The organism is Bilophila wadsworthia ATCC 49260 (assembly GCF_000701705.1).
In the GTDB taxonomy this organism is placed as follows: Bacteria; Desulfobacterota; Desulfovibrionia; order Desulfovibrionales; family Desulfovibrionaceae; genus Bilophila; species Bilophila wadsworthia.
The window spans coordinates 59,201-81,671 of the sequence record NZ_JNJP01000009.1; the positions used below are offsets into that span (position 1 = coordinate 59,201).

Annotated in this window: 27 protein-coding genes; 14 read left to right on the top strand and 13 right to left on the bottom strand. The window is 58.4% G+C overall.

Features of this window, described 5'->3' with window-relative positions; genetic code table 11:
• Positions 1-61 precede the first annotated feature (61 nt).
• The 3 genes from T370_RS0105895 to T370_RS0105910 all read left to right on the top strand — a co-directional run bounded on the left by T370_RS0105895 (position 62) and on the right by T370_RS0105910 (position 6,143).
• Positions 62-1,984 (top strand): sigma-54-dependent Fis family transcriptional regulator, encoded by a 1,923-nt coding sequence (locus T370_RS0105895; RefSeq protein ID WP_081847491.1) that lies wholly within the window; start codon positions 62-64, stop codon positions 1,982-1,984.
• 527 nt (positions 1,985-2,511) lie between these two features.
• The gene (locus tag T370_RS0105905; protein ID WP_005024491.1) at positions 2,512-3,954 is read left to right on the top strand and encodes an outer membrane homotrimeric porin; all 1,443 of its coding nucleotides are present in this window, start codon (positions 2,512-2,514) and stop codon (positions 3,952-3,954) included.
• 116 nt (positions 3,955-4,070) lie between these two features.
• The gene (locus T370_RS0105910) at positions 4,071-6,143 is read left to right on the top strand and encodes an oxidoreductase (RefSeq protein WP_029435084.1); all 2,073 of its coding nucleotides are present in this window, start codon (positions 4,071-4,073) and stop codon (positions 6,141-6,143) included.
• An 89-nt stretch (positions 6,144-6,232) separates the two neighbouring features.
• Here the strand turns inward: T370_RS0105910 and T370_RS0105915 are convergent, their stop codons facing one another.
• The gene (locus T370_RS0105915) at positions 6,233-7,138 is read right to left on the bottom strand and encodes a LysR family transcriptional regulator (protein WP_029435085.1); all 906 of its coding nucleotides are present in this window, start codon (positions 7,136-7,138) and stop codon (positions 6,233-6,235) included.
• A 213-nt stretch (positions 7,139-7,351) separates the two neighbouring features.
• Between T370_RS0105915 and T370_RS0105920 the strand changes: the two genes are divergently transcribed.
• The 4 genes from T370_RS0105920 (at position 7,352) to T370_RS0105935 (ending at position 10,489) form a co-directional block, all read left to right on the top strand.
• Positions 7,352-7,582 carry a hypothetical protein gene (locus T370_RS0105920; RefSeq protein ID WP_029435086.1) on the top strand — a complete coding sequence of 77 codons (231 nt, stop codon included), beginning with the start codon at positions 7,352-7,354 and terminating at the stop codon, positions 7,580-7,582.
• A 68-nt stretch (positions 7,583-7,650) separates the two neighbouring features.
• On the top strand, positions 7,651-8,697 hold the full coding sequence (locus tag T370_RS0105925) for an alpha/beta hydrolase (protein WP_029435087.1): 1,047 nt from the start codon (positions 7,651-7,653) through the stop codon (positions 8,695-8,697).
• A 59-nt stretch (positions 8,698-8,756) separates the two neighbouring features.
• Complete coding sequence (locus tag T370_RS0105930) at positions 8,757-9,947, top strand: MFS transporter (protein ID WP_029435088.1); 1,191 nt, start codon at positions 8,757-8,759, stop codon at positions 9,945-9,947.
• Between the two features lie 92 nt (positions 9,948-10,039).
• Entirely contained in the window at positions 10,040-10,489 is a 450-nt protein-coding gene (locus T370_RS0105935; RefSeq protein WP_029435089.1) for a flavodoxin family protein, read from the top strand.
• A 150-nt stretch (positions 10,490-10,639) separates the two neighbouring features.
• Here the strand turns inward: T370_RS0105935 and T370_RS0105940 are convergent, their stop codons facing one another.
• From T370_RS0105940 to T370_RS0105995, 12 genes are all read right to left on the bottom strand, one after another.
• The gene (locus tag T370_RS0105940) at positions 10,640-10,927 is read right to left on the bottom strand and encodes an HU family DNA-binding protein (protein ID WP_081847492.1); all 288 of its coding nucleotides are present in this window, start codon (positions 10,925-10,927) and stop codon (positions 10,640-10,642) included.
• A gap of 25 nt (positions 10,928-10,952) precedes the next feature.
• Positions 10,953-11,417 carry a regulatory protein GemA gene (locus T370_RS23500; protein WP_029435091.1) on the bottom strand — a complete coding sequence of 155 codons (465 nt, stop codon included), beginning with the start codon at positions 11,415-11,417 and terminating at the stop codon, positions 10,953-10,955.
• 49 nt (positions 11,418-11,466) lie between these two features.
• Positions 11,467-11,991 (bottom strand): host-nuclease inhibitor Gam family protein, encoded by a 525-nt coding sequence (locus T370_RS0105950; RefSeq protein WP_051643752.1) that lies wholly within the window; start codon positions 11,989-11,991, stop codon positions 11,467-11,469.
• Positions 11,992-12,120: 129 nt separating this feature from the next.
• Positions 12,121-12,297: a hypothetical protein gene (locus tag T370_RS24845; protein ID WP_156034340.1), complete on the bottom strand. Its 177-nt coding sequence runs from the start codon at positions 12,295-12,297 to the stop codon at positions 12,121-12,123.
• Between the two features lie 44 nt (positions 12,298-12,341).
• Complete coding sequence (locus tag T370_RS0105960; protein ID WP_029435093.1) at positions 12,342-13,529, bottom strand: AAA family ATPase; 1,188 nt, start codon at positions 13,527-13,529, stop codon at positions 12,342-12,344.
• Complete coding sequence (locus T370_RS0105965) at positions 13,517-15,343, bottom strand: DDE-type integrase/transposase/recombinase (RefSeq protein WP_029435094.1); 1,827 nt, start codon at positions 15,341-15,343, stop codon at positions 13,517-13,519. The genes T370_RS0105960 and T370_RS0105965 overlap by 13 nt, the downstream gene beginning before the upstream one ends.
• Before the next feature lie 9 nt (positions 15,344-15,352).
• Entirely contained in the window at positions 15,353-16,366 is a 1,014-nt protein-coding gene (locus T370_RS0105970; protein WP_156034341.1) for a hypothetical protein, read from the bottom strand.
• 11 nt (positions 16,367-16,377) lie between these two features.
• Complete coding sequence (locus T370_RS0105975) at positions 16,378-16,695, bottom strand: hypothetical protein (RefSeq protein WP_029435096.1); 318 nt, start codon at positions 16,693-16,695, stop codon at positions 16,378-16,380.
• Positions 16,692-17,042, bottom strand: a complete 351-nt coding sequence (locus T370_RS0105980; RefSeq protein ID WP_156034342.1) for a hypothetical protein — start codon at positions 17,040-17,042, stop codon at positions 16,692-16,694. The genes T370_RS0105975 and T370_RS0105980 overlap by 4 nt, the downstream gene beginning before the upstream one ends.
• Positions 17,035-17,256 (bottom strand): hypothetical protein, encoded by a 222-nt coding sequence (locus T370_RS0105985; RefSeq protein WP_029435098.1) that lies wholly within the window; start codon positions 17,254-17,256, stop codon positions 17,035-17,037. Before T370_RS0105985 ends, T370_RS0105980 begins: the two co-directional genes overlap by 8 nt.
• 58 nt (positions 17,257-17,314) lie before the next feature.
• The gene (locus T370_RS0105990; RefSeq protein ID WP_029435099.1) at positions 17,315-17,611 is read right to left on the bottom strand and encodes a hypothetical protein; all 297 of its coding nucleotides are present in this window, start codon (positions 17,609-17,611) and stop codon (positions 17,315-17,317) included.
• Positions 17,608-17,847, bottom strand: coding sequence for a DNA-binding protein (locus tag T370_RS0105995; protein WP_029435100.1), 240 nt, complete (start codon positions 17,845-17,847; stop codon positions 17,608-17,610). Before T370_RS0105995 ends, T370_RS0105990 begins: the two co-directional genes overlap by 4 nt.
• A 143-nt stretch (positions 17,848-17,990) precedes the next feature.
• Here T370_RS0105995 and T370_RS24850 point away from each other — a divergent pair, with 143 nt between their 5' ends.
• From T370_RS24850 to T370_RS0106030, 7 genes are all read left to right on the top strand, one after another.
• Entirely contained in the window at positions 17,991-18,626 is a 636-nt protein-coding gene (locus T370_RS24850) for an HD domain-containing protein (RefSeq protein WP_156034343.1), read from the top strand.
• Between the two features lie 144 nt (positions 18,627-18,770).
• Complete coding sequence (locus tag T370_RS0106005; protein WP_029435102.1) at positions 18,771-19,844, top strand: hypothetical protein; 1,074 nt, start codon at positions 18,771-18,773, stop codon at positions 19,842-19,844.
• A 162-nt stretch (positions 19,845-20,006) separates the two neighbouring features.
• Positions 20,007-20,372, top strand: a complete 366-nt coding sequence (locus T370_RS24855; RefSeq protein WP_156034344.1) for an RNA helicase — start codon at positions 20,007-20,009, stop codon at positions 20,370-20,372.
• Between the two features lie 66 nt (positions 20,373-20,438).
• Positions 20,439-20,798, top strand: coding sequence for a putative holin (locus T370_RS0106015; RefSeq protein ID WP_029435104.1), 360 nt, complete (start codon positions 20,439-20,441; stop codon positions 20,796-20,798).
• 2 nt (positions 20,799-20,800) lie between these two features.
• Positions 20,801-21,520, top strand: a complete 720-nt coding sequence (locus tag T370_RS0106020) for a transglycosylase SLT domain-containing protein (RefSeq protein ID WP_081847493.1) — start codon at positions 20,801-20,803, stop codon at positions 21,518-21,520.
• Entirely contained in the window at positions 21,510-22,139 is a 630-nt protein-coding gene (locus tag T370_RS0106025; protein ID WP_156034345.1) for a hypothetical protein, read from the top strand. Before T370_RS0106020 ends, T370_RS0106025 begins: the two co-directional genes overlap by 11 nt.
• Positions 22,120-22,471: DUF2730 family protein (locus tag T370_RS0106030; RefSeq protein WP_029435107.1), on the top strand; the 352-nt coding region annotated here is incomplete at its 3' end. The genes T370_RS0106025 and T370_RS0106030, both read left to right, overlap by 20 nt.

Sequence of the window (22,471 nt, forward strand, 5' to 3'; positions counted from 1 at the left end):
GCGATAATCTGTTTTTTTCGCAGTGTTCAGGCTAGTAGGTTTTTCTCCGGATGGTCACTCCATGCCCGCACTCATGATTCAGGCGCCGGATCAGGCGTCCCCAGCCCTGCACGCAGCCTTGTATGCGGAATGGCAAAAATTCCGCGACGGGACCGCCCCCGTGGATCCCGAATATATCCCCCCGTTCATCCTCGCCTCTTGGGAGCGCTGCCGGGAATCCGGCATTACCACGGAAGCCAACAGCATTGTACGTGTGGACGCGCTGCTCCTTGAGCAGGCCCAGCGTCTCAACAGCGATCTGCTGTGCAGCGCCCGTTCCATCATGGACAAACTGTTTTCCGTGGTGCGCGCCACGCGGTGCAGCATTTCGCTGACAGACGGCTCAGGGCTCGTGCTGCACACCCTGCGGAGTGAGGGCGACGGGCCCGACGTGCTTCCCGGCCAGATCGCCACGGAAACCGTATCCGGCACCAACGGCATCGGGACTTGCCTTGTCGAACAGGAGACCGTGACCATCATCGGCGCACAGCACTATTGCGCCCGGCATCATGTCTGGAGCTGCACCGCATCCCCCATCCGCTACGAAGACGGCACGCTTGCAGGCGTCCTCAATGTTTCCATCGCCCGGGAATCCTATCATCTGCATACGCGGGGCATGGTGGAGGCTTCGGCCCACGCCATCGCGGAACAGCTCCACCTGCGGGCCGCTCTCGGCAGGCAGCGTGCGATCATGGAAGTGTTGGACGAGGGCATCCTTGAGGTCGGCGCCTCGGGTGAAATCCATTCCGCCAATGGGCGCGGGCTATCCATGCTCGGGCTGGAGGCGTTGCCGCCCCATCTCCACTTGCAGGACGCGGTGCTTTCCGAAGCAGTGCGCCGCGACATCCTTGACGAACACAATGCCTTTCAGGATCGGGAAGCCCTGCTGCATACCGCGAACGGCACGCTCCCGTGCGTGCTCTCCTTCGCGCCGCTCGGTATGGGCAAGGGCGGCGTGTTGGCCCTGCGCGAATCGCGCCGCCTGTGCGGGTTCGCGGCCCGCACCATCGGGGCCGGGGCGGTCTACGCGCTTGACGATATTCCGGGCGATTCCCCCGCCATTGCCCAGGCACGGGAGGCGCTCCGCCGCGCCGCGCGGCATGACGCTCCGGTCCTGCTCACGGGTGAGGAAGGGACGGAGCGGCACGGCTTCGCTCAGGCCATCCACAACGCGGGACGCCGCCGGGAGGCCCCCTTCGTCGCCGTGCACTGCGGAGGCATCCCGCGCAGCCTTATGCGCAGCGAACTGTTTGGATTCGATGGGGAAGGCGGCAGGCCCGGCAAATGCGAGCTGGCGGATGGCGGCACGCTGTTCCTCGACGGCGTGGAAGCCCTCCCCCTGACGGCACAGATGGGGATCGTGCGCCTGCTGCGCGGCGGAGAAACCGCCCGCGTCGGCGGAGGGCAAGGCCGCACAGTGAACGTCCGCCTTATCGCCGGGGCAGGCCCGGGGCTTTCCGAAGCCGTGCGCGAAGGGCTTTTTCTTAAAGAACTGCATGAACTTTTACGGGAATATACCATAACGGTTCCACCGCTGCGTGAAAGGCGTTCGGACATTGAGGCTCTTGCCGCCCGTTGCGCTTCCCGGTTCGCGCAGGCCCTCGGCAAACAGCCGAAGCCCATAGCCCCCGAAGCTATGGAGGCTCTGCTCAGGTATTCGTGGCCCGGCAATGTCCGGGAGCTGGAAACCGTTCTGGAGCGGGCCGTGGCCCTTGCCGAAGGCGACGTCATCGGGCTTTCCGATCTTCACGCCCGGATCTCCGCAGCCGAGGTTTCCGCACCCACAGGAAAACCGTTGCCCGGCCACGAAGCGAAACGCCTGCTCGCCGCGCTCGAACGGACGGCGGGCAATGTCCGCGAAGCCGCCAAACTCCTCGGCATCTCACGCGGCGGCTTCTACGTGAAGCTCAAAAAACTCGGCCTCAACCCCGACGAATACCGCTAACCATAACGCCTGACGCCTCCGGATGTGACCGGAAGTATGCTCTCTGCGATCCTTCCGGCTCATGGCGGCCATGCCGGTATCGCGTTCTTCATCCATAATCCCTTCCCCCTGACCTTCCAGGTCGTCCCTTGCGGCCATTTCTCCCATGAATGGCCTCCTCAAGCTGTGTCCATAAAAAAGACATGTTCATATACACATGGTTTCAATATGAACAGCATTGAAGACACTTTTCACGATATGCCTTTCTAATGTTGCAAAATGATTCTTCTTTTCCGTACATCCGTGTAACATGCTGATATTGGCCCACTCTTTGCTGTTCTCATAGGCAGGATACCGTTACAGGGGCAATCCGGTCCCCATCCTGGAGAGAAACGGCTTTCCGTGGGGGATCAGATTCTTTTCAATCTTTCGCTGTGGTTGCGTCGTGGGACAATCCGCGTGGCGGGCAGCGGCCCCTCCGATTGAGCGAAAAGACACAAACGGTTGCACCAATCCAAAACGCTTGAGGAGAAACTGAGGAGAATCCCATGAAGAAAGTGATTACCCTGCTGCTTGCCGCCGGTCTGGTCATCGGCGCCGCATCCGCCGCCAACGCCGTGGACATCAAAGCCAAGGGCCTATGGCACAATGCCATGTCCTTCGCGGACCGTAATTTTGAAAAACACAACGGCTCCGACAAGATGCAGAATGCCACCCGTATCCGTACGCAGATCGACGTCATCGCGTCGGAAAGCCTCAAGGGTGTCGTCTATTTTGAAATCGGGCCCCAGAACTGGGGCAAGGGCGCGGACGGCGCGTCCCTCGGCACTGACGGCAAGGTGGTCAAGGTCCGCTACAACTATGTTGACTGGGTCATCCCCCAGACGGACGCCAAGGTCCGTATGGGCCTCCAGAACTTCAGCCTGCCCGGATTCGCCCTTCCAAACGTCATCCTCGGCGGCGGCGGCGCGGACGGCGCGGGCATCACCCTGTCCACCCAGTTCACCAAGAACATCGGAGCCACCCTCTTCTGGCTGCGCGCCGAAAACGACAACACCGACAGCGCCACCGACTACGGCAAGCAATACCACTACAGCGACGCCATGGACTTCACGGGCATCACCCTGCCCCTCAAGTTCGACGGCGTGAAGGTGACCCCGTGGGCCATGTATGGTTTTGTGGGCCGCGACAGCTTTGAAAACGCCGGGGCCTCCGGTGACCAGAAGAAACTGTTGCAGGGCCTGCTGCCTCTCGGCGTGAGCAACAAGACCCTGACGGGCAACAGCCTGACCGATCGCCACGGCGACGCGTGGTGGGCCGGGTTCACGACAGAACTGAAGGTGCTTGATCCCTTCCGCTTCGCCCTCGACGCCACCTATGGCCGTGTCGATCTCGGCGAAGGCCTCAGCACCAAAGGCAAGAAGATCGACGTCAAACGCGAAGGCTGGATCGTGTCCGCCCTTGCCGAATACAAGATGGAATCCGTCACGCCCGGCCTCACGGCATGGTATTCCTCCGGCGACGACGCCAACGTCAACAACGGTTCCGAGCGCCTGCCCACCATCAACCCCGACGTAAAGGTGACTTCCTACGGCTTCGACGGCACGAACTTCTGCCGCGCCCAGCAGGTCCTCGGCACCAGCGTCGACGGCACGTTCGGCATCGTGGGCCACTTGAAGGACATTTCTTTCTTTGAAGACCTCAGCCACACCCTCCGCGTGGCCTTCTATCGGGGTACCAACAATACCGAAAATGTCCGCCAGAAGATGATCACGAAGCCCTCCGAAACGGTTTCCTCCATGTACTACATGACCACCGCCGACAAGGCGTGGGAAGTAAACGTCGATTCGGAATACAAGATTTACAAAAACCTCAGCCTGTTCCTCGAACTCGGCTACATCCGTATGGATCTCGATTCCAACGTCTGGAAAGACTACGAATCCAAGAAGAACAACTTCAAGGGCGCGGTCTGCGTTCTCTACTCTTTCTAGCGGATTCCCGTCATTCCCACGGCTCCGGCGGCCCTTCCTCCGCCGGAGCCCTCACTTTGCCCGAAATCCCGCCCAACGCGGGTCAACCATACATTCTACACACGCAAGGAGACGGCATGAGCACCGGACAATTCCATAAGCTCCTGTCACCGCTTTCGCTCGGAAGCGGCCTCACCCTGAAAAACAGGATGATCAAGGCCCCCCAGTCAAGCTGGTTTTTTGAGGACGACGGCTCGGCCGGGGACAGGGTCATTGACTTTTACGAAGCCATCGCCGCCGGCGGGGTCGGGCTTGTGATCGTATCCGCCATCACATGGCGTTCCGACCATCCCGCCGGGGCTTACGGCGCGCTCCACGACGACCGGTTCCTCCCCGGCATGAAGCGCCTCGTGGAACGCTGCCACGCGCACGGCTGCCCCGTGTTCTGCCAGCTCCACCACTCCGGGGCCTCGGCCATGACCGGACACGGCGGCGGCCTGCCCATCGGCCCCTCCGATCTCGGGCCGGATGAAATCCCCTGTCCCCCGCCGGTGGGCAAGCCCACGCGAGGCCTCACCGCCGAAGAAATCGCGGAGGACAAGGAACTCTATTTCAAGGCCGCCGAACGCGCCAAAGCCGCCGGGTTTGACGGCATCGAAGTCCACTGCGCGCACGGCTACTATCTGGAAAGCTTCGTGAGCCGGGTCTGGAACCGCCGCGACGACCAGTATGGCCCCCAGAGCCTCGAAAACCGTACCCGCCTGCCTCTCGAAATCATCGCCGGGCTGCGCGAGCGTCTCGGCGAGGACTATCCCCTCGGCCTGCGCATGAACGGTCAGGAGTGGGGTGCCGACAAGGGGCTGACCATCGCGGAAACCGTGGCCATCGCCAAGATTTTCGAGGGCGCGGGCGTGCGGTACATCAGCGTGTCCGGCTACGGCTTCGGGCCGCTGCCGTTCCGCTATCTGCCCGACTACTGGCCCTATCCCGAGCCGGAAGAACACATGAAGCCCTACTTGAAGGATTTCATGGGCGACGGCCTGCTCATCCCCGCCGCTGCCGCCATCAAGCAGGCTGTGAACATTCCGGTCATCGCCGTAGGCCGTCTTGACGAGGCCAAGGCCGAAAAGATCCTTGAAGAAGGCAAGGCGGATCTCGTGGCCTTCGGGCGTGTTCTCTGGGCCGACCCGGAATTCCCCCGCAAGGTCGCGGAAGGCCGCATTGAGGATATCGTGCGCTGCACGCGCTGCGGAACCTGCGAAGATCCGCCGGTGGGCCGCCCGCGCCGCTGCCGGGTCAACCCCGCCATGGGCCGGGAAAGCCTTTTCGCCATCCGGCCCGCCGAAAAGAAAAAGAAGGTTGTGGTCATCGGCGGCGGCCCCGCCGGAATGGAGACGGCCCGCGTCGCCGCCCTGCGCGGGCATGACGTGACGCTGTTTGAAAAAAGCTCGCGGCTCGGCGGGAAGTTGCCCCTCGCGGCAATGATCAAGGGCGTGGAAGTCGAGGACGTGCGCCCCGTCATCAGCTATCTGACCACACAGGTCGGCAAGTTGAACATCAAGGTCAGGCTTGGCGAGGAAGCCACCGTATCCAAGATCCTTGCCGAAAAGCCGGACGCCGTGGTCATCGCCACGGGGGGCCTGTACAGACTGCCCTCGCTCAAGGGCGTCGAAAACCGCAATGTCGCGGGCGTCAACAGCCTGTCGAAACAGGTCAAGCTGCCGTTGCTTGTTTTCGGGCCCGAGCTTTTGAACAAGCTGACCAAACTGTTCCTGCCCATCGGCAAGCGCGTGGCGATCATCGGCGGGCAGATCGAAGGGCTGCAAGGCGCGGTCTTCCTCCGCAAGCGCGGCCGTGAGGTGACGGTACTGGAACCTTCCGAGACGTTCGGCAAAGGCATCCCGCCCCGCTATCTTGATCGGCTCAAGCCCTGGCTCGCCAAGAAGGACGTCCAATTGCTCGGCGGCGTGACCTGCGACCAGATCACAGATCAGGGCGTGGTGATCACCACAAAGGACAAACAGCGCAAACTCATCGAAGCCGACACGGTGATGGTGCTCCTTTCGCAGGAACCCGACACCAGCCTGCTCGAAGCGCTCAAGGGCTCGGTCAAGGAGGTGCTCTGCGCGGGCTCGGTCAACGGCGCGCAGGTCGGCAGCCTCATCGTGAACGCCATTGAAGACGGACGCCGGATCGGATGTAATCTGTAGGCAAAAGAAGAATAGACCAGAGGGGAAGAGGGGCTTTTCCAGAAAAGCCCCTCTTCCCCTTTTGCGTCCGCTTGCCTGTGGTTCTATTGTTACGCTGGGCTATCCGCCTCCCGCCGATCCGCGATCTCGCGTTGCAGGCATTCCAGAAATTTTTCAGCGGCCTTCGAGAAAAACTGGTACTTTTTCCAGGCGATATGCAACCCCACTTCCAGCTTCGGCTCCAGCGGCCTGAAGCACAGCGGGCTGCCGCCGGATGTCCTGACGATCTTGTCCAGACACAGGGCGTATCCCATGCCTTCCTCCACCATGATCGAGGCGTTGTACAGCAGATTGTATGTCGTGGTGATGTTCAGCTTCTCATAACCTTCTCCGAACCATCCTGAAAATTCGTTTTTCACCAGATGCTGGTTGGAAGCGAGGAGCGGAAGGCCCAGCAGATCCTGCGGCCTTATCGTTGCCCTTGCCGCGAGAGGGCAGTCTTTTCGCATCAGCACGCCCCAAATGTCCGTCACCGGCAGCTTGATGAAGTCGTACTTCGACAGATCCGCCGGTTCGATGAAGACGCCGAAATCCACAAGCCCCCTGTCCAGCCGTTCCGTGACGTCATCCGCATTGCCGCTGAACAGGTGGTACGCAATGTGGGGGTACGCCGACTGGAGCCTGTGCGCCGCGCGGGCAATCAGCCGCATGGCGTCGGTCTCGCCGCCTCCGATATGGACATCACCGCTGATGGTTTCTTCCGCCGCGCTGAACTCGGATTCCGTCTTTTCCACCAACGTGACGATCTCCTGCGCCCTCTTGCGGAGGAACATGCCTTCCTCCGTCAGAGAAATCTTCCTTTTCCCGCGCAGGAACAACGTTTTCCCCAGTTCCTCCTCAAGTTCCATCATCTGCCGCGACAGCGTGGGCTGGGTGACGTGCAGGGCTTCCGCCGCCCCGGATATGCTTTCCTCCCTTGCCACGGCAAGGAAATAGCGAAGCACCCTCAGTTCCATAGCTCATCTCCGCTTATTACAGACCGCCGCGCGCCGTTCGCCCGCATGTCTTCCCCGAATCCGGGTGACACGTGATGACGTCCTTGCCAGCCTGAGAAAACTCTTTGATATGGCGATTCATACCATGCTTATTAGGCATGGTAAAGGATTCAATATAAGTATTTGCTATTCAATGCCCCCGCTCTTATATGCATGTCACAGGAGAAAGCAACTATGAAAGGGAACCCCAAACAAGACGATCCGCTGATTCAAAACCTGCATGATGCCGGATGCTCACAACAGATCATCGAGCAATTCATGCAGAGCAGAAAGGAAGGGAACATATTTTGCCAAATACATATTCTTGTAAAACAGCGGAATCTGCTTCTTGAAGACCTCCATAAGGATCAGAACAAGCTGGATTGCCTTGATTACCTTCTTTTTCAACTGAAAAAAGGATACTGAAACAGTCCTGCCGCGTTCCTTTCAATCCCCAGTCCGATCAAGAATACTCAAACCTCAAAGGAGACAACATGATGCGCGCAATGAAACAGCTCGGTATGACCGCCGCCATTATCGGCACAATGTCCGCCGCCCCGGTTCTGGCTCAGGAAATCCCCGCCGACGCCAGCAATTTCTACAAGAGCGAAAGCGTAACCGTGCGGCAGGTCACATTTCCGAACCAGTACAACATGAACATCGCCGGGAACCTCTTCCTGCCCAAGAATCTGGATCAGAAGACGAAACACGCCGCGATCATCGTCGGGCATCCCATGGGCGCGGTGAAGGAACAGAGCGCAAACCTGTACGCCGTCAAAATGGCGGAACAGGGATTCGTCACCCTTTCCGTGGATCTGGCGTTCTGGGGCGGAAGCGAAGGCCAGCCGCGCAATGCCGTTTCACCGGACCTGTATGCCGAAACCTTCAGCGCCGCCGCGGACTTCCTCGGCACGAACCCTCTTGTGGACCGTGAACGGATCGGGGTCATCGGCATCTGCGGCAGCGGCAGTTTCGCCATCAGCGCCGCCAAGATCGATCCCCGCCTGAAGGCCATAGCGACAATCAGCATGTACGACATGGGCGCGGCCAACCGGAACGGACTCCGGCATGGCATGACCTTGGAGCAGCGAAAGCAGATCCTCAGGGAAGCGGCGGAACAGCGCTATGCGGAATTCACGGGCGGCGAAACCCGGTACACCAGCGGCACCGTCCATGAACTGACGGAAACGTCCACGCCCATCGAGCGGGAATTCTACGCATTCTACCGGACGCCGAGAGGGGAATTCACTCCGGAAGGCTCCTCCCCGCAGCTCACCACGCACCCGACGTTCACCAGCAACGTCAAGTTCATGAACTTCTACCCGTTCTCGGACATCGAGACGATTTCCCCGCGCCCCATGCTGTTCATCGCGGGCGAAAAGGCGCACTCCATCGAGTTCAGCGAAGACGCGTACAGGCTCGCGGCGGAACCGAAGGAACTGTATATCGTCCCCGGAGCCGGGCATGTGGATCTGTATGACAGGGCAAGCCTTATCCCCTTCGGCAAGCTCACCGACTTCTTTACGAAAAATCTGAAGTAACATTCCGGGAAGGGCGGGGCCTCAGTTGAGGGCACCGCCCTCATCCCAAAGGGCATAGTATGCAGAACGGTGTCTTTCAGACCGGCAATCCCCGCTGGTCGGCGGTCTTTTCCTTATTTATGGGCGTCATGGCCCTGATTGCAGCCGAATTCATCCCCGTAAGCCTGCTGACGCCCATTGCCCGAGATCTTGCCGTCTCCGAGGGCATGGCCGGGCAGACGGTCACCGCCGTAGGCGTGCTCGCCGTGCTGACCAGCCTCCTGCTGGCCCCGCTGACGGGAAACACCGACAGGCGGCGCATCCTGCTGGCTTTTTCCGCCATGCTTGTCGCGTCCTACATGCTGATCGGCATGGCTCCGACCTATTCGATCATGCTCATCGGGCGTGCGATACTCGGCATCTGCGTGGGCGGCTTCTGGTCGCTGGCCTCCGCCGTCACCCTGCAGCTCGTCCCCACGAAGGACGTCCCCCGCGCCCTGAGCATCGTCTACGCCGGGGTTTCCGTAGCGACGATCATCGCCCTGCCCGTGGCGAGCTGGATCGGCCATCTGATCGGCTGGCGAAATGTCTTTTCCCTCGGCGCGCTCATGGCCGCTTTCGGGTTCGTCTGGCAATACCGCGCCCTGCCCTCCCTCCCGGCCCGCGCGGGCAGCGGTTTCCGGGACATGTCCGCCCTGCTCCGGCGCACATGGATTCTGGCGGGTATCGGCGGGAACATCCTGAGTTTCGGCGGATACCATATTTTCTTCACATACCTGCGGCCCTTTCTGGAGCTGGATCTCGCCTTGGGAGCCAATACGCTTTCCGTGATCCTGCTGGTCTTCGGAGTGGCGAACGTCCTCGGCACCTTCATTGCGGGCGCGCTCCTCGGGAATCACTTCCGGTCAACCATGATTCTGGTCCATCTGGCCTTCACAGCCGCCGCGCTCGCCTTGCTTCTCTCCCAAGGGCACGCGGACATCGGCATCGCGCTGGCTGTTTTCTGGGGATTCGCGTTCGGCTTTACCCCGGTAGGCTGGTCCACATGGATCGCCCGCACCCTCTCCGACAAGGCGGAGCTTGCCGGAGGGCTCACCGTCGCGGCGACGCAATTCGCCATTGGCCTTGCCGCCGCCGTGGGCGGGTTCACCTATGACAACCTCGGCATCAATGGCATCTTTCTGGCGGCGGCGGGCATCAGCGTCATGGCGGCTCTGCTGATCGCGGTCAGTTTTTCCCTCTTCGCCAGAGACACGGGGCACAAGGCCTGAGCCCATTTCGGTGGCCGCAATCCGTGTCACCTCCATATGGAGGGCGGAACGCCCCAACCGTCCACAATGAATATAGAAGGAGAACGATTTCCATGAAGAAAAACATCCTGATCCTTTCGACCAGCCCCCGCAAGAACGGCAACTCCGAAATGCTGGCCCGTGAATTTGCCAGAGGTGCGGAGGAAGCCGGACATAACGTGGAACTGCTCAGCCTGCACGACAAAACCATCGGCTTTTGCAAAGGCTGTCTGGCCTGCCAGAAAACGCAGCGATGCGTCATCCATGACGATGCCGACGCCATCGTCCGAAAAATGAAGGACGCCGAGGTAATCGCATTCGCCACCCCCATCTATTTTTATGAGATGTGCGGCCAGATGAAGACCCTGCTCGATCGCTCCAATCCTCTGTTCCCGTCGGACTATGCGTTCAGGGACATTTATCTGCTGGCAACGGCGGCGGACAGCGCGGAGAGTTCAATGGACGGGGCCGTCAAAGGCTTGGAGGGCTGGATCGCCTGTTTTGAAAAGGCCGCGCTGAGGTGATCAATGGCATGAAAAGTAGTGGGAAAAAGCGAGATAACTTGGGAAGTATCGGGAAGGATTTTAGGTGGGAGTGTAATTCTATTGCAGAATCTGCAACAAAAAAGGAGGGGAATCAACCCTCCTTTTTTGTTGTTTAACGGGGTAGCATGTCTACCTGTTCAACGCATCCTTGAGACGCTTCGCGGCTGCGAACTTGACCGTTGTGCGCGCCGGGATGGTGCAGGAGCCGCCGGTCTTCGGATTACGCCCGATCCGCTCGGCACGCGGTACGGGGGTGAGCGTCCCGAGTCCGGGAAGGAAAACCCGATCGCCTTCCGCAAGGGCTTCCGTGAACGTGTCGATCATGGCCTTGACGAGCTTTTCCATCTCCTCTTCCGTTGCTCCGCATTCCTTCCTGAGCCGCCGTACGAGATCATACTTGTTCATGACATTCTCCATTTGCTTTTGATGCGACTGGCGCGTGTTACTGCATGACGACCGTGGCGGGCTGCTGCTCCGTGAAGAAACGTTGCAGGTGTTCCCTTGCCGCCGGTTCCTCGATCCTGTCAATCCAATTTTTCAGTGTTTCGATGACGAGCTGGAGTTGTTCAACGGAGCACCATTCGATTTTTTGCGCCCGCGTGATGCGCCGGATGTACGTCTCGATAGCCTGATCGCTCCGGTTTCTGACGATTCCGAGATCGTGCATTTCATACCAGAGGCTTTTGATCTTCCTGATCTGCGGGTCCGCCGTCGTGCGAAAGCCCGCCTTTCTGAGCGCCGCCAGCGCCCGGACCAGTTCCTCGCCGGAAAGCTCCTTGCTGGAAGTCGTTCGGCCACTCGTGACGCTGGAAAGGAGCCCGCGATATTCTTCGTCAGTCATGCCGAGCTTGCGGCGTCCCGTCTGGAGCACCCTGACAAGTTTCTTTGGATCAGCTGTGGTGCGCATTGGTATCCCTCCATATGGAGCCGGGCGGATTGCTCCGCCCGGTTTGTCATTATGCGGATTCAGCTCCCGCGAGTTCCGTCTCGTTCAGTTCGTAGAAAAAGAGATCGGATTGTTCGAGCCTGCACCCCACGGCGGCGAGGCGTTCCGGGGGAAGCTGGCGGAGCGCTTCCTTATCCACTTCCTGCTTTGTCCTGATGCACTCGGGCATCCCCGCGTCGCGGATAAGGCCGAGCACCTGTTCCCATGTCGTTTTCCGCATTGTCTTGACGGCGGAGCTTGCCCGAAAGCCGATAATGCCGAACGTGAGCTCCCGGGAGCGCTTTTTGACGAACAGCTCGGATTTTTTGGACTCCCCGAACCTGATCAGCGCCTGTTCCAGAACTTCAATGTCTTGCTTGATCGGTTCGGAAGCCTCGGCGCATTTGAGTTTCAGGGCGTCGACATCCTCTTTCAGTCCGAGCTCAATAAGCGCAAGTTCCCGCTTCCTCGCCGCGATCTGCGCCAGCGTCGCATCCGCTTCCTCAAGAGTCGTCACCGCTGGGATGTTCAGAATGGGTTTCACACGTTTTGCCATTGTCTTTTTCCTCTTGGGATTGCATAAGTGCTTTGAAAAAGCTTCCTGCCGCCTTGCCGGTCAGGTTGATTTCCGTAATTTTGCCGCGTTTTCTCTTGACCGTTATTGAGTCCCGCATAAGCGTTTCCCTCAAAAGAGTGTTGTCTGTTTCGGCGCTTCCGCCATTTTCCGACGCTCCAATTCTTCGTCGACCTCACGTTCAAAGTCTTTCGCCCTGTTCAGATCGGACGGCGCACGAATCAACAAGTAGGTATTCTGAGCAAGCCGCATCCTGCGCACCAATTCCACAAATTCTCGGTCTGTCATATTATCTCCCCTGAGCCGCAAGCTGATATGCTCCTAAAAGATGATTACGGCCGCACCATCCGCACAACGTCCGCCGTCACCTGCTTTTCCCCGGCACTCGCCGCGAGGTTCAGGGCGGCGATGGTCATGTTGGCGATCATGAGGGGATAGCCCATGTACACGCCATTGCCGGAACGGTCCTGCGCCACGGTGAGGCTTTCCTTGATCGCGTCGACACCGTCCTCGGCGAACATTTTGCCGAAGTCGATCCCGGCTCGGGTGAACCGAAAGCGGAGAAAATCCGCTACGTCTTCGATTGGGGTGATATTCAGCACGTCGCACCGCTGCACAACTTCGCGCACCCCCGCGTCGGCGGGCTTCAACTTTTCCCCGAGCTCCGTCTGTCCGATCAGGATGATGGAAAGGAGCCGGTGCAACCCGTCCTTCAATTCCCAGAACCGCTTGAGGCTCTTCAACGTGTGTCGGTGCAGGTCGTGAGCCTCTTCGATGATGACGCAATGATGCGTCCCCGCGCCGTGGGCGCTCTTCAAGAGTTGATGGAGCCTGCGAAAGCGCATTTCCGGAGACGACGGGACCGAAGTTCCGGGGGCGATGGTGCTGATGATGGCCTCGGCGATGTGCTGGGAGCGCATGGGCTTGCCGTTCGATTCGTTCTCGGCCATTGCCAGCGTGTACGGTTCTACGATGACGGTCTTGCCGTTTTCGTTTTTCACGCGGTCGATAAGTTCTTCCCGGAGCGTGGACTTCCCGGAACCGGACTCGCCCACCACGGCGAGGAAACCGCCGTTCGTCGCGGCGTCATACATCATCTCCCGGACATACCGGATTTTAGGCGAAAGATAGACGTCGGCGGCATCCTGCGGATCGGCAAAGGGGTTTTTGACGATGCCGAATGCCTGCCGTGTCTTCATCGTGAGCGTTTGCTTCTTCAAGATCATGGGTTCCTCGCTTTCCGCCGTATCCCCGGCGGGGGTATCTTCATCCCCGGCAAGCCGTTCCAGCTTGCCGAGAGCATAGTCGACAAGGGCGGGCTGTACGCCGCGTTCTTCAAGCAAAGAGGCGAGCCCTTTTTTGAGTCCGGCCCATCCCGTTTTCGGGAGGGTTCCCCGGTTCAAAAGCTGATTGACGAGCGCCGGGGAGACACCGAGCTTTGCGGCGGCCTCGCGCTGACTGAGCTCCGCCTCTTCAAAGAGATCTTTTACGGTTGGATCGTAGGGGATTATCCGGCACATGCCGCCCTCCCTTCATTTGGCCGGAACTCAAGCCGCCAGGCACGTTTCGGCGCGAACTTCTCGCGCATCCGTTCGACCACGGCCTCGATCTCGTTTCCGGGTACGGTGTCGGGATACCGTGTCCGCAGCCATTCCGCGCATTCGTCGGTGTTGTCGTCGCGCCAGACATCCGGATGATCCCGGCGCATCATCAAAGCGAAGGAGAGCCGCTTCATCGGCGGCACGTCGGCCTTTTTCTCTTCGAGAGGCAAAGGCGTCCCGGCCTTCTTCAAGTAGACGGGCGCTTCCTTCACGTCCGCCATGATGTCGATCGTGGCGTAGGCGGGCTTTCCTGCCCGGCGCATCTTGTCGGCCTCCTCCACGGATTGAACGCCGTAGGCTTCCTTTTTGATCGCTTCGAGGGTCTTTTCCGCGCGCGTCTTCGGCATGGCCTTGAAGCCTTCCCCGAAGGTCGGAGCGCCGAGATCGAACCCTGCGCCGTCGAACTGCATGGGAGGCACCTCAAAGGAAACCTTTTCCCCGTCGGGCTTTTCGATGACGGCAATGATGCTCGGGGCCTTGTAGGGATTGAGGCGGACGGATACGGAGTCCCTGACTTGCAGCCCGTGGTAGCCGAGTTCACGCAGATCGTAGCGCCGGACGCCGTAATGCGTCCGGGTGTCGGCGCTTATCGTGAAGTCGTCCTTCACCTGACACCGTACCTCGCCCCACGCCGCAATGGAGTGCATGACGTCGGCCTCAGCCGTGCGGAGCTTCTCCGCAGGAATGGAAAGCCACACGTCGTTGCGGGTCTTTTTCGTCCGGGTGTGGATCGCCGTGGCGCAAAAATACCTGCGCCAGCGATCCGCAAGCGCCTGCAACTGCGCGACGTCAGGCACTTCCAGAAAGCGCAGGCGGCTTTCAAACTTGCATTCGACGATGTCCTGACACTTTTCGACCGATCCGGTGGCGCGGGCTCTTCCCGGCACATGCTGCGCCGGAGTGATCCCCATTTGCCCGCAAAAGCCTGTGACGAGCGAAGAGGCCGGGCCGGGGCCGGGATCGGTGTAGAGGATTTCCGGGACGCCGTGCATGACGTCCTGCGGCCCCCGGTCGGTAATGGCATCAATCAGCGTATCGAGAAACCCCTTGGCGTCTTCTCCGGCGGCCTGCTCATAGCGCAGGTAGAAGTTGCCGGAACAGTGATCGACCACGATATAGCGCACGATGCGCGTATTCCTAATCTTGATGAGGTTTTCGGGCTTCTTTTCGTTGTAGCTCTCTTCCTTCATGAGCCCGATATTTCCGGTGCCCCGGATGCGGTACAGGACGCATACCGAGGCGTCGGCCTGCCAGAGCCTGTTGGGGTACTCCGTCCGCATACGGACGGACGGGCTCGCCACCCTGAGCTGATCCGGGTGGCACCCGTAGCGCCGCATGGCGCGGCTGATGGTTTCAACCGACGGCATGGTGACTTCTCCTGTTTCCTGGTCCGCGATGCCTTCCCCGTTCGCCTCCCAGCGCTTCACGGCGTCCTTGATGCACATGGGCCTTTTGCCGTTGGCGCGGTCGCCGCAGATGACGAGTCCCGCGATCTTCCGGCAAAGCGCCTCGGGAACGCACGTCTCGCCCTTGTCCTTACGTGGCTTTTTGCCGCTCTCCCACCCGCCGTACTTTTTCAGATAGTTGTAGGTGGTGTTCAGGGAGCGATTCAGCGTTTCGGCAAGCCGTGCCACGATGCGCCTGCGATCCCCATTGCACGGGTCCGCCTTTTCGAGCGCACGGGCCGCGTCGCTTATGAGGCGAAGCTGTTCGGTTGAAGGTGTGGAAGGCATGGCAAACCCCTAGTCGGTCGTTTCCTGATTGTCCGCTTCGGGGAACGGTTCCCCATCCACATCCGGGCCGAAGTCCGGCACAAGCTCCGCCGTAAGATCCACGTCGATCCCGGCGGAGAGAATATGCGCGGCCATGCCCCGCACGGCGGAAGAAATCCGCTCGTGGACATAGGCCGCCGTCTCTTCCGAATTTTCATCGTCGTCGAGAACCGACGAACCGAACGCCGCAAGGTTCGCCACGGCGAAAACGGCGTCTCTGCACTTTTCGTCGATGATCTCCCGGTTCTTCGCGTTCTTCTTCATCTTTTTGACTTCAACGTCAGCAATGGCCGAAGATGTGGCCACGATGAGCTCTTCTTTCAGCGCCGCGATCTGGTCGTTTCGCTCCTGCGCCACCTTTTGCTGGGCTTCCTTGTCCTTTTCGAGCGTTTCGACCTTTTCCTTGAGCTTTTCGGCTTCCTTTTCGAGCTTCTTGTTGTCGGCCTGCGCCTTGGCGTGCTGGGCGCAGATGACGTCGATGGTGACGCGAAGGTCTTCCGGCGTGGAACTCTTGAGCTCCCGGAAGATTTCCTTTTTCGTGTCCTCGTCCACATCCTTGATGGCCTTGCGGATTTTACGGGTGTCCCGCACGGTAAGGCCAAGGTTGCGGATTTCCGTCAGGCGTTCCTCGCCGAACGTGGCGTAGTTTTGGAGGGCTTCATAGATACTCTGGCGGGAGAAACCCATTGCGTCGCACAACTCATCAAATGTTTTCGGGGAATGGATTTCTCCGTTTATTTCAAAGGTTCGGCCTTTGTAATCACCACTGGCTTTCATAGTAGAAAACCAGTGAATGACTCCGAGATTAAGGCCGGAGGCAGCCGCTCGAAACCCTTGTACGCGCCCAACTTGCTGCTGAAATCTAAGATCGAGAACGTAGTCTTCCGCACGGACGGAGACGGTGCTGCTCCGGACGTCTTGAAGCTCTTTTTCTGGATCGGGCTGTTTGGAGACGGCGGGGGTGGAAATAACGGTGTCGGTCATAGAAGTGTCTCCTATCCGAGAAGCCTGTAGGCCCCGGTTTCGATGTTGCGTTTGAAGTCGTCCTGCCGCTGCTGCTGGTTGCGGAGGGCTATGTCGTAGGCTCGGTAGGCTTTGAGCGGCCTTGACGTAAGCGCCCAGCGCCCGCTTTCGAGCTTTTGCGCCATGCCTTCGGCGGCAAGGGCGTCCATGTCTCGGCAGACGTTCGGAGCGGAAATGCCTGTGGTGACGGAAAGATCAGTTACGGAAAGTCCGGTCACGACGTGCGGGGCCAAGGTCTCGATGAGCAGGAACGCCCGCCCGAGCTGCGTGAGCTTCTTCTTTTCGGTCATGCGGGCACCTCCAGATTGTTTTCCATATGCGCCACCTGTTCGGCGACGGCGGCGAGGTTGAAGGCAAGAATGATGAGCTGCATTTCCACGCCCATGCTGACGGTTCCGTCGACGATCTGCGCGATCTGGGAGGCCAAGCCGTCGATCCTTGCAGCCAAGGGCGGGAGTTGCGCCGGGGTGTCGAGTATGGTAACAGGCCAAGCGGAATGAACAGTGTTTTCGTTTTTTCCTTCATTGCCCTTCACCGTGTCAGCGGTGAGGGGCTTTTCGTTTTCGAGCGCCCGGAAGATTGCCGGAGCCACGGCGGGGAAATGAGCCGCGAGGGTGGTTGCGGTGAGGTTATTCATCTTCATCCTCCAAGGCGGATTGTTCGTTTTCGGGGAGTTCCTTAAAGTAGGGAAAGTTCGGGTATTGGGGCTTTTCCATAACGGTGTCGGTCTGTTCCCCGTTGTACCGGTCCTTCATCTTTTCATAGATCAGCATGGCGCAGTCCCACGCGCAGCAGTCGCAGATATGGGTGTCCTGTTGTCCGGCGACCAGAAACGTCACCCCGTGATTCATGGCTTCCGCAGAAGTTGCAGAGCGTGTAGCCGTCTTTATGGGTCATATGATTTTCTCCTTATTCTTCGGCCTGTTCTTCGTCTTTAAACCGACCGTATGCCTGTACGATGGCCCCAAATCCGATCGCGGCGAGTTCTCCGCAGATGCCAACACGTCCGGCGTCAGGGAAAAACTCGATCTCTACGTCTATCCCTCCGTTTTCCGCTACGGTGATGACGGCCTTGCGTTCCTCTTCCATCTTGCGTTGTCTCCTCCGGAGCTTGCGAAGCTCCCGTTTCAGTTTTCCGATCTTCATGTCCCTGCGCCTGATGCGCCGCATGAGCCTCGCCATGTTCCAACTGACGGGGTGCATCATGACGCCGCCCGCTCTTCGATGACGCCTTCCTTGAGGCCGAGGAGCACGGCTGCCCGGTGGGATTCACCCCGCGCCCCGTTCGTCCGGCCATTCAACAAATCATAGACGTACTGCGGGGCGAGATTGTGCTTGCGAGCCCACTGGGAAATGCTGAGTCCGCGCTCGGCAAAGGCGTCCTTCACGCTTTCCCGGAGCGTCAGCGGAATGTCCGTCCTTCGAGTGTTTGTCTGGTTCATAACCCTTCCCTTTCTTGCGCCCCTTCTCGGTTCCGTGTAGGGGTGGTTTTGGAAGTTGTGGTTTTTCGTGGTTCGTTGGATCAAAAATAGATCCATAGGATCAAAAAGTCAACCAACGGATCAAAAAAACATACGAGCAGGCTATGAAAAATTTAGGTCAACGAATAAAAATGATCCGGCAAGGCATCTCTCGTGCAGTCTTTTCTAAACGGCTAGGCATAAGTCCTGTTACCCTGAAGAGGTATGAAGATGGACTACGCGAAGCAGATCCCGTTTTCCTTGAAAGGTTGATATTGGATCAAAAATTATGCCGTGACTGGCTGTTAAATGGCACAGGCCCGATGTACCGAGACGAACAATCATGCGATGCTAACGATATATCTAGTAATAGCGCACAATTATTAGCTTCCATACATGATTTAGGAAAGGTTTCTCCCCAATTTCAGGCAGGCTTAAAAAAGAATTTATCAGAGGGGAAAATGTCCGACGGTCGGACAAATAAAGAAGAGAAAAAAATACAACATACTGAAAATATTAATTTACAAGAAAACAAAAATGTCCGACGTGTCGGACAAACAGGGGATACGGACATCCTTGACCGATATTTGAGGGCAGTAGACGAAAACAATGCCTTGATCCGGGAAAACGCCGATCTCCGTGTCCAAGCCGAGCGACACCTTTCCCGTATCCGCGAGCTTGAACGCGAAAACGAGGAACTGCGAAAGATGGAAAAGAGGGCTACCGATAATCACGATAAGGCAAGGTGGGACAGCGTTTAACGTGATGAAGGCGTGGAAGAGTTGAGGGGCCAGCGCGGTGAGCGCCGGGCGGGATGCTGACATGTGTCAGTCTTACAACAGAAAAATTTTATGGTAGACAAAGTGCACACATGCCGTGTGTACTCATTTACGGGGAGGACGTGAATGGATACATTGGTTGTCAGAGATTTTGATACGGCCATTGACGCCTATATTGCCAGCTGGGAAAAAGATTTTTCTTGGGAATCTATTGAATTTTCCGAACAAACTATTTTTTCAATCAAGCTGGTGGGCAAGCAGTGGGATGGCAGGCTTGACTACAAGGTAGCCGAATTTGTTATAAGGCTTCAGAAAGCACTCATAGCGGCGTATGGTGAGTACTCGGAACACAAAGTCAAATATAACACGTCGGTTATGGACAAAACGGGGCTCAGGGTAACCGTTTCTATCGAGCCCGGCTGTAGCTGTATCAAGGCTTTTTTTAAAGATATGTGGGCTAATATGGAATCCAAAGACAAAAAATGGGCCATTATTTCGATAGCGGCTATTTTGGCTGTTCCAGCCGGTATTGGATTTTGGCATTATTGCGACACTCAAGCCCAGACTGCTAAAATATCTGCTGAAATAGCCTTTGAAAAATTCAAAGAAGAAAAAAGAGCCGAAATAGAGTTAAAAGCTCAGGAACGTTTACAAGATGAATCTATTCGTAAAGACGCCATGCATGCCATTGATCGCGCTTTTGATCTGGCCGAACAGACGGCCGCTCCCGTAGCTTATCTGGCTAGTAAGATGCAAAAAGAAGATAAAATTGCCATAGATGATATAAAAGTATCCGCGTCGACAGCGAAAAGCCTTTTTAAAAATGTGAAACCCGTTGAAGAGGTCGCAGAAGAACGGCGCTATTTTATAGATGGAGATTATGTTGTTTCCCTAATAGATCGAGAAAAGGATAGAGTGACCATCACCTTTGCCGACAAGAAACGCACGTTTTCTTTAGTTTGGCTAGAAGAGGCTGCGTTGGAAGACTTTTACCACAGGTGTGCTCGACGCAAATCAGAAGAGGCGTTGCCACCGATCCCCTTGCAGTTGACGGCTACTTTTCAGGGGGGAGTGTTTAAGGAGGGTTTTGTACAGGGAATAGGCAAGCCACGTGAAGGTTCTATGTCTTTCCAAACAGCCGCCTTGGATTCAGCCAGCAAGCAGGAAGATGAAAACGCATCACGAGAAAGAACTGAATAATTTTGTACCTCATGCCGCCTTCGGGCGGCTTTTTTTGTCTGTTTTCCGGTTTTCCAATTACACATTTCCCGGCAGATCGGTCAAAAAGTGTAATTTTTCCCAAATCATAAAATTTTTGTGTATGTTCTACTCGGTCCCCTTATCACCGTGGAGGATATGCACATGGCCGAAACATGGGTAAGCCGCCCGGAGCTTGAGGAAGTAATCGGGCACACGGCGGCGGAGACACTGTGCCGTTCGTATGGCGGCGTTCCTGTATATGTGCCGAGACGGGCTGATCCGGCGTGCCAGCTTGGGCGCATCCTCGGCGTATTCGCCCTGTCCGCGCTGGTTGCCGAGTACGGCGGGCTTCGGATCACAGTCCCCAACGGACGCCGTGGCGAGCCGTACAAGGCCGCCATTGCCCGGAAGCTTGAGACGGGGCAGCCGCACGAGCAGATCGCGCTTGAACTCGGCGTAACCGAGCGATACGTCCGACTTGTGGCTCGGAGCCACAAGTCCGGCCCCCGCCAACTTTCCTTCTTTTGACGGAACTTCTTCCGGGGAAACATTCAAAACCTCCTGTGACAGTGTGCCGTCACAGGAGGTTTTTTTATGTTCAAACGCCTTTTTTCCGCCCGCCGCTGGCTGGCTCTGTGCGGCCTCGTCACCGTCCTGATCCTTGCGTTCCTTGCCGTCATTTCTCCCCAGCAACTCCCGGTTATCGCGTACAAGGCCGCACTGGTGTCTTTCGCCGCGTGCATCGGCGTGTGGATCGACCGGGCCATTTTCCCCTATGCCCGACCGTCCGGGTATCTGAAAACCGACTGGCTCCGCAATCCCGACGCCGACGGTGGGGACGACGAGGTCGACTTTGAGATATGCGCCGGGTATCTCCGCGCCTTCGTCGTAGCAACAATCCGGCGTGGGATCATGGTGGGCATGGTGATCCTCGGCATGTGTCTAGGGTTGTAGCCATGCGATGCCGTATCAAAGAGCGCCTCCCTGAAATTATTGAGGCTTTTGCTGTTGGGTTGGCCTTTTCCGTCGGGTGCGCCGTCGTCGGAGCCGTGTTTCTGGCCTTATTCGCCACCTTCGCCCATGCCGCCGTCCCGGAAAAGACCGTGGCCATCCCCCGCGCGGCGCTCCAGTACCGGGCGACGCTCATCCGGGAGGCCCGCGCCGCGTGGGGGCTGAACGCCCCGGTATCCATCTTCGCAGCCCAAATTCATACGGAATCATGGTGGCGAAACGACACTGTGTCGGCGGCGAACGCGCAAGGGCTGGCGCAGTTCATCCCGTCGACGGCCCGGTGGCTTCCCACCGTTGCGCCGGAAGTCGGCAATCCCCAGCCGTTCAAACCAGCTTGGAGCCTTCGGGCCTGCGTCGTCTACGATAAATACCTTTGGGATCGCATGAGCGCCATGAGCGCCGGGAAAAGCCTTATCCCCTGCGATCGCATGGCTTTTGCGCTGTCAGCTTACAACGGCGGCGCGGGCTGGGTGAACCGGGATCGGAACCTCGCCGCAAAGAAGGGGCTCGATCCAGATCGCTACTTTGGAAGCGTCGAAACCGTGAACGCGGGGCGCAGGGCAAGCGCGATCCGGGAAAACCGCCGCTATGTCGCCTACATTTTCGAGAGGCAGGCGGCGTATGTCCGGGCGGGCTGGGGTCCGGGGGTGAGCTGTGCCGAGTAAGATTGTCGATTGGCTTATGGATGCGGCTATCCCCCTGATAGTATGCCTACTTGCTTTTCTGGCCGGGTATGCACGGGGCGACTATGTGACCAGCCGCGTCTATGAAGCTCGTGTCGCTTCAATCAACGCCGCCCACGCCGAGCAGGAGCGCGCCCGCGCCGAAGCCGTGGCCGCCGCCGAAAAGAACGCCCGCGAGCGTCTGGCGGCGGAAACGGCGCGGGGCGAGAAGTTCGCCCGAGAGCTCGCCGCGAAAACCGCCGAACTGGACGCCGAGCGCGCCAGCATCAACAAGAGGATCAGGGATGTTTCAGAAAAGGCTCGCCGTGATTGTGCTGGCCTGTCTCGTGAGTGGGTGCGCCTGTACAACGAGGCCCTCGGCCTTGCCGGTTCCTATTATAGCGCCGGAAACGAAGGCTCCGCCCCCGGCGGCGCTGACGACGCTCCCGGTTCCGCCGGAACCGCTCACGCCGGGGTACGGCAAGACGCACTAGCGACGCCGGAAGACGTGCTCGCGCATGTTCGGGATTTTGGCGGGTATTGCCGGAAGCTCGAAGCCGGGTATCGGGCGCTCATTACCTTCTATAATGATGGAGGCTCCCGTGACCGACATACTGACTGAGCTTGACCGCTGGTGGCCGGTGCTCGGAATACTCGCCACACTCGTCTACGGATGGGGCGTCTATCACCTGTCCCGACGTTTTGCGACCAGAGCGGAACACCACGACACGCAAAAGACCGTGGCCGAACTCGGAGATCGCGTCGAAGAGCTCGAGCGCCGGATGGAAACGGTTCCCGACGGCAAGACCATGCACGCCATACAGCTTTCTCTTGAAGAGTTGCGGGGTGACATGAAAGCGATAGGCACCCGGATGGACGGTATGAAAACGTCGGTGTCCGGCCTTGAAAATCAAATCGCCATGCTCGTACAGCATCATTTGGAGAATGCCCGAT

Bases quoted from the DNA above. Each gene is read 5' to 3' on its own strand.
- T370_RS0105975 (WP_029435096.1), bottom strand. From the start codon at position 16,695: ATGACCGAAAAGAAGAAGCTCACGCAGCTCGGGCGGGCGTTCCTGCTC.
- T370_RS0105980 (WP_156034342.1), bottom strand. From the start codon at position 17,042: ATGAATAACCTCACCGCAACCACCCTCGCGGCTCATTTCCCCGCCGTG.
- T370_RS0105915 (WP_029435085.1), bottom strand. From the start codon at position 7,138: ATGGAACTGAGGGTGCTTCGCTATTTCCTTGCCGTGGCAAGGGAGGAA.
- T370_RS0105930 (WP_029435088.1), top strand. From the start codon at position 8,757: ATGCAGAACGGTGTCTTTCAGACCGGCAATCCCCGCTGGTCGGCGGTC.
- T370_RS0106020 (WP_081847493.1), top strand. From the start codon at position 20,801: ATGCGATGCCGTATCAAAGAGCGCCTCCCTGAAATTATTGAGGCTTTT.
- T370_RS0105920 (WP_029435086.1), top strand. From the start codon at position 7,352: ATGAAAGGGAACCCCAAACAAGACGATCCGCTGATTCAAAACCTGCAT.
- T370_RS0105910 (WP_029435084.1), top strand. From the start codon at position 4,071: ATGAGCACCGGACAATTCCATAAGCTCCTGTCACCGCTTTCGCTCGGA.
- T370_RS0105925 (WP_029435087.1), top strand. From the start codon at position 7,651: ATGATGCGCGCAATGAAACAGCTCGGTATGACCGCCGCCATTATCGGC.
- T370_RS0105985 (WP_029435098.1), bottom strand. From the start codon at position 17,256: ATGAATCACGGGGTGACGTTTCTGGTCGCCGGACAACAGGACACCCAT.
- T370_RS0105950 (WP_051643752.1), bottom strand. From the start codon at position 11,991: ATGGCAAAACGTGTGAAACCCATTCTGAACATCCCAGCGGTGACGACT.
- T370_RS24855 (WP_156034344.1), top strand. From the start codon at position 20,007: ATGGCCGAAACATGGGTAAGCCGCCCGGAGCTTGAGGAAGTAATCGGG.
- T370_RS0106005 (WP_029435102.1), top strand. From the start codon at position 18,771: ATGGATACATTGGTTGTCAGAGATTTTGATACGGCCATTGACGCCTAT.
- T370_RS0105990 (WP_029435099.1), bottom strand. From the start codon at position 17,611: ATGATGCACCCCGTCAGTTGGAACATGGCGAGGCTCATGCGGCGCATC.
- T370_RS0105960 (WP_029435093.1), bottom strand. From the start codon at position 13,529: ATGTGCCGGATAATCCCCTACGATCCAACCGTAAAAGATCTCTTTGAA.
- T370_RS24845 (WP_156034340.1), bottom strand. From the start codon at position 12,297: ATGACAGACCGAGAATTTGTGGAATTGGTGCGCAGGATGCGGCTTGCT.
- T370_RS0105935 (WP_029435089.1), top strand. From the start codon at position 10,040: ATGAAGAAAAACATCCTGATCCTTTCGACCAGCCCCCGCAAGAACGGC.
- T370_RS0105970 (WP_156034341.1), bottom strand. From the start codon at position 16,366: ATGACCGACACCGTTATTTCCACCCCCGCCGTCTCCAAACAGCCCGAT.
- T370_RS0105895 (WP_081847491.1), top strand. From the start codon at position 62: ATGCCCGCACTCATGATTCAGGCGCCGGATCAGGCGTCCCCAGCCCTG.
- T370_RS0105905 (WP_005024491.1), top strand. From the start codon at position 2,512: ATGAAGAAAGTGATTACCCTGCTGCTTGCCGCCGGTCTGGTCATCGGC.
- T370_RS0105995 (WP_029435100.1), bottom strand. From the start codon at position 17,847: ATGAACCAGACAAACACTCGAAGGACGGACATTCCGCTGACGCTCCGG.
- T370_RS0106015 (WP_029435104.1), top strand. From the start codon at position 20,439: ATGTTCAAACGCCTTTTTTCCGCCCGCCGCTGGCTGGCTCTGTGCGGC.
- T370_RS24850 (WP_156034343.1), top strand. From the start codon at position 17,991: ATGAAAAATTTAGGTCAACGAATAAAAATGATCCGGCAAGGCATCTCT.
- T370_RS0105965 (WP_029435094.1), bottom strand. From the start codon at position 15,343: ATGCCTTCCACACCTTCAACCGAACAGCTTCGCCTCATAAGCGACGCG.
- T370_RS0105940 (WP_081847492.1), bottom strand. From the start codon at position 10,927: ATGGAGAATGTCATGAACAAGTATGATCTCGTACGGCGGCTCAGGAAG.
- T370_RS23500 (WP_029435091.1), bottom strand. From the start codon at position 11,417: ATGCGCACCACAGCTGATCCAAAGAAACTTGTCAGGGTGCTCCAGACG.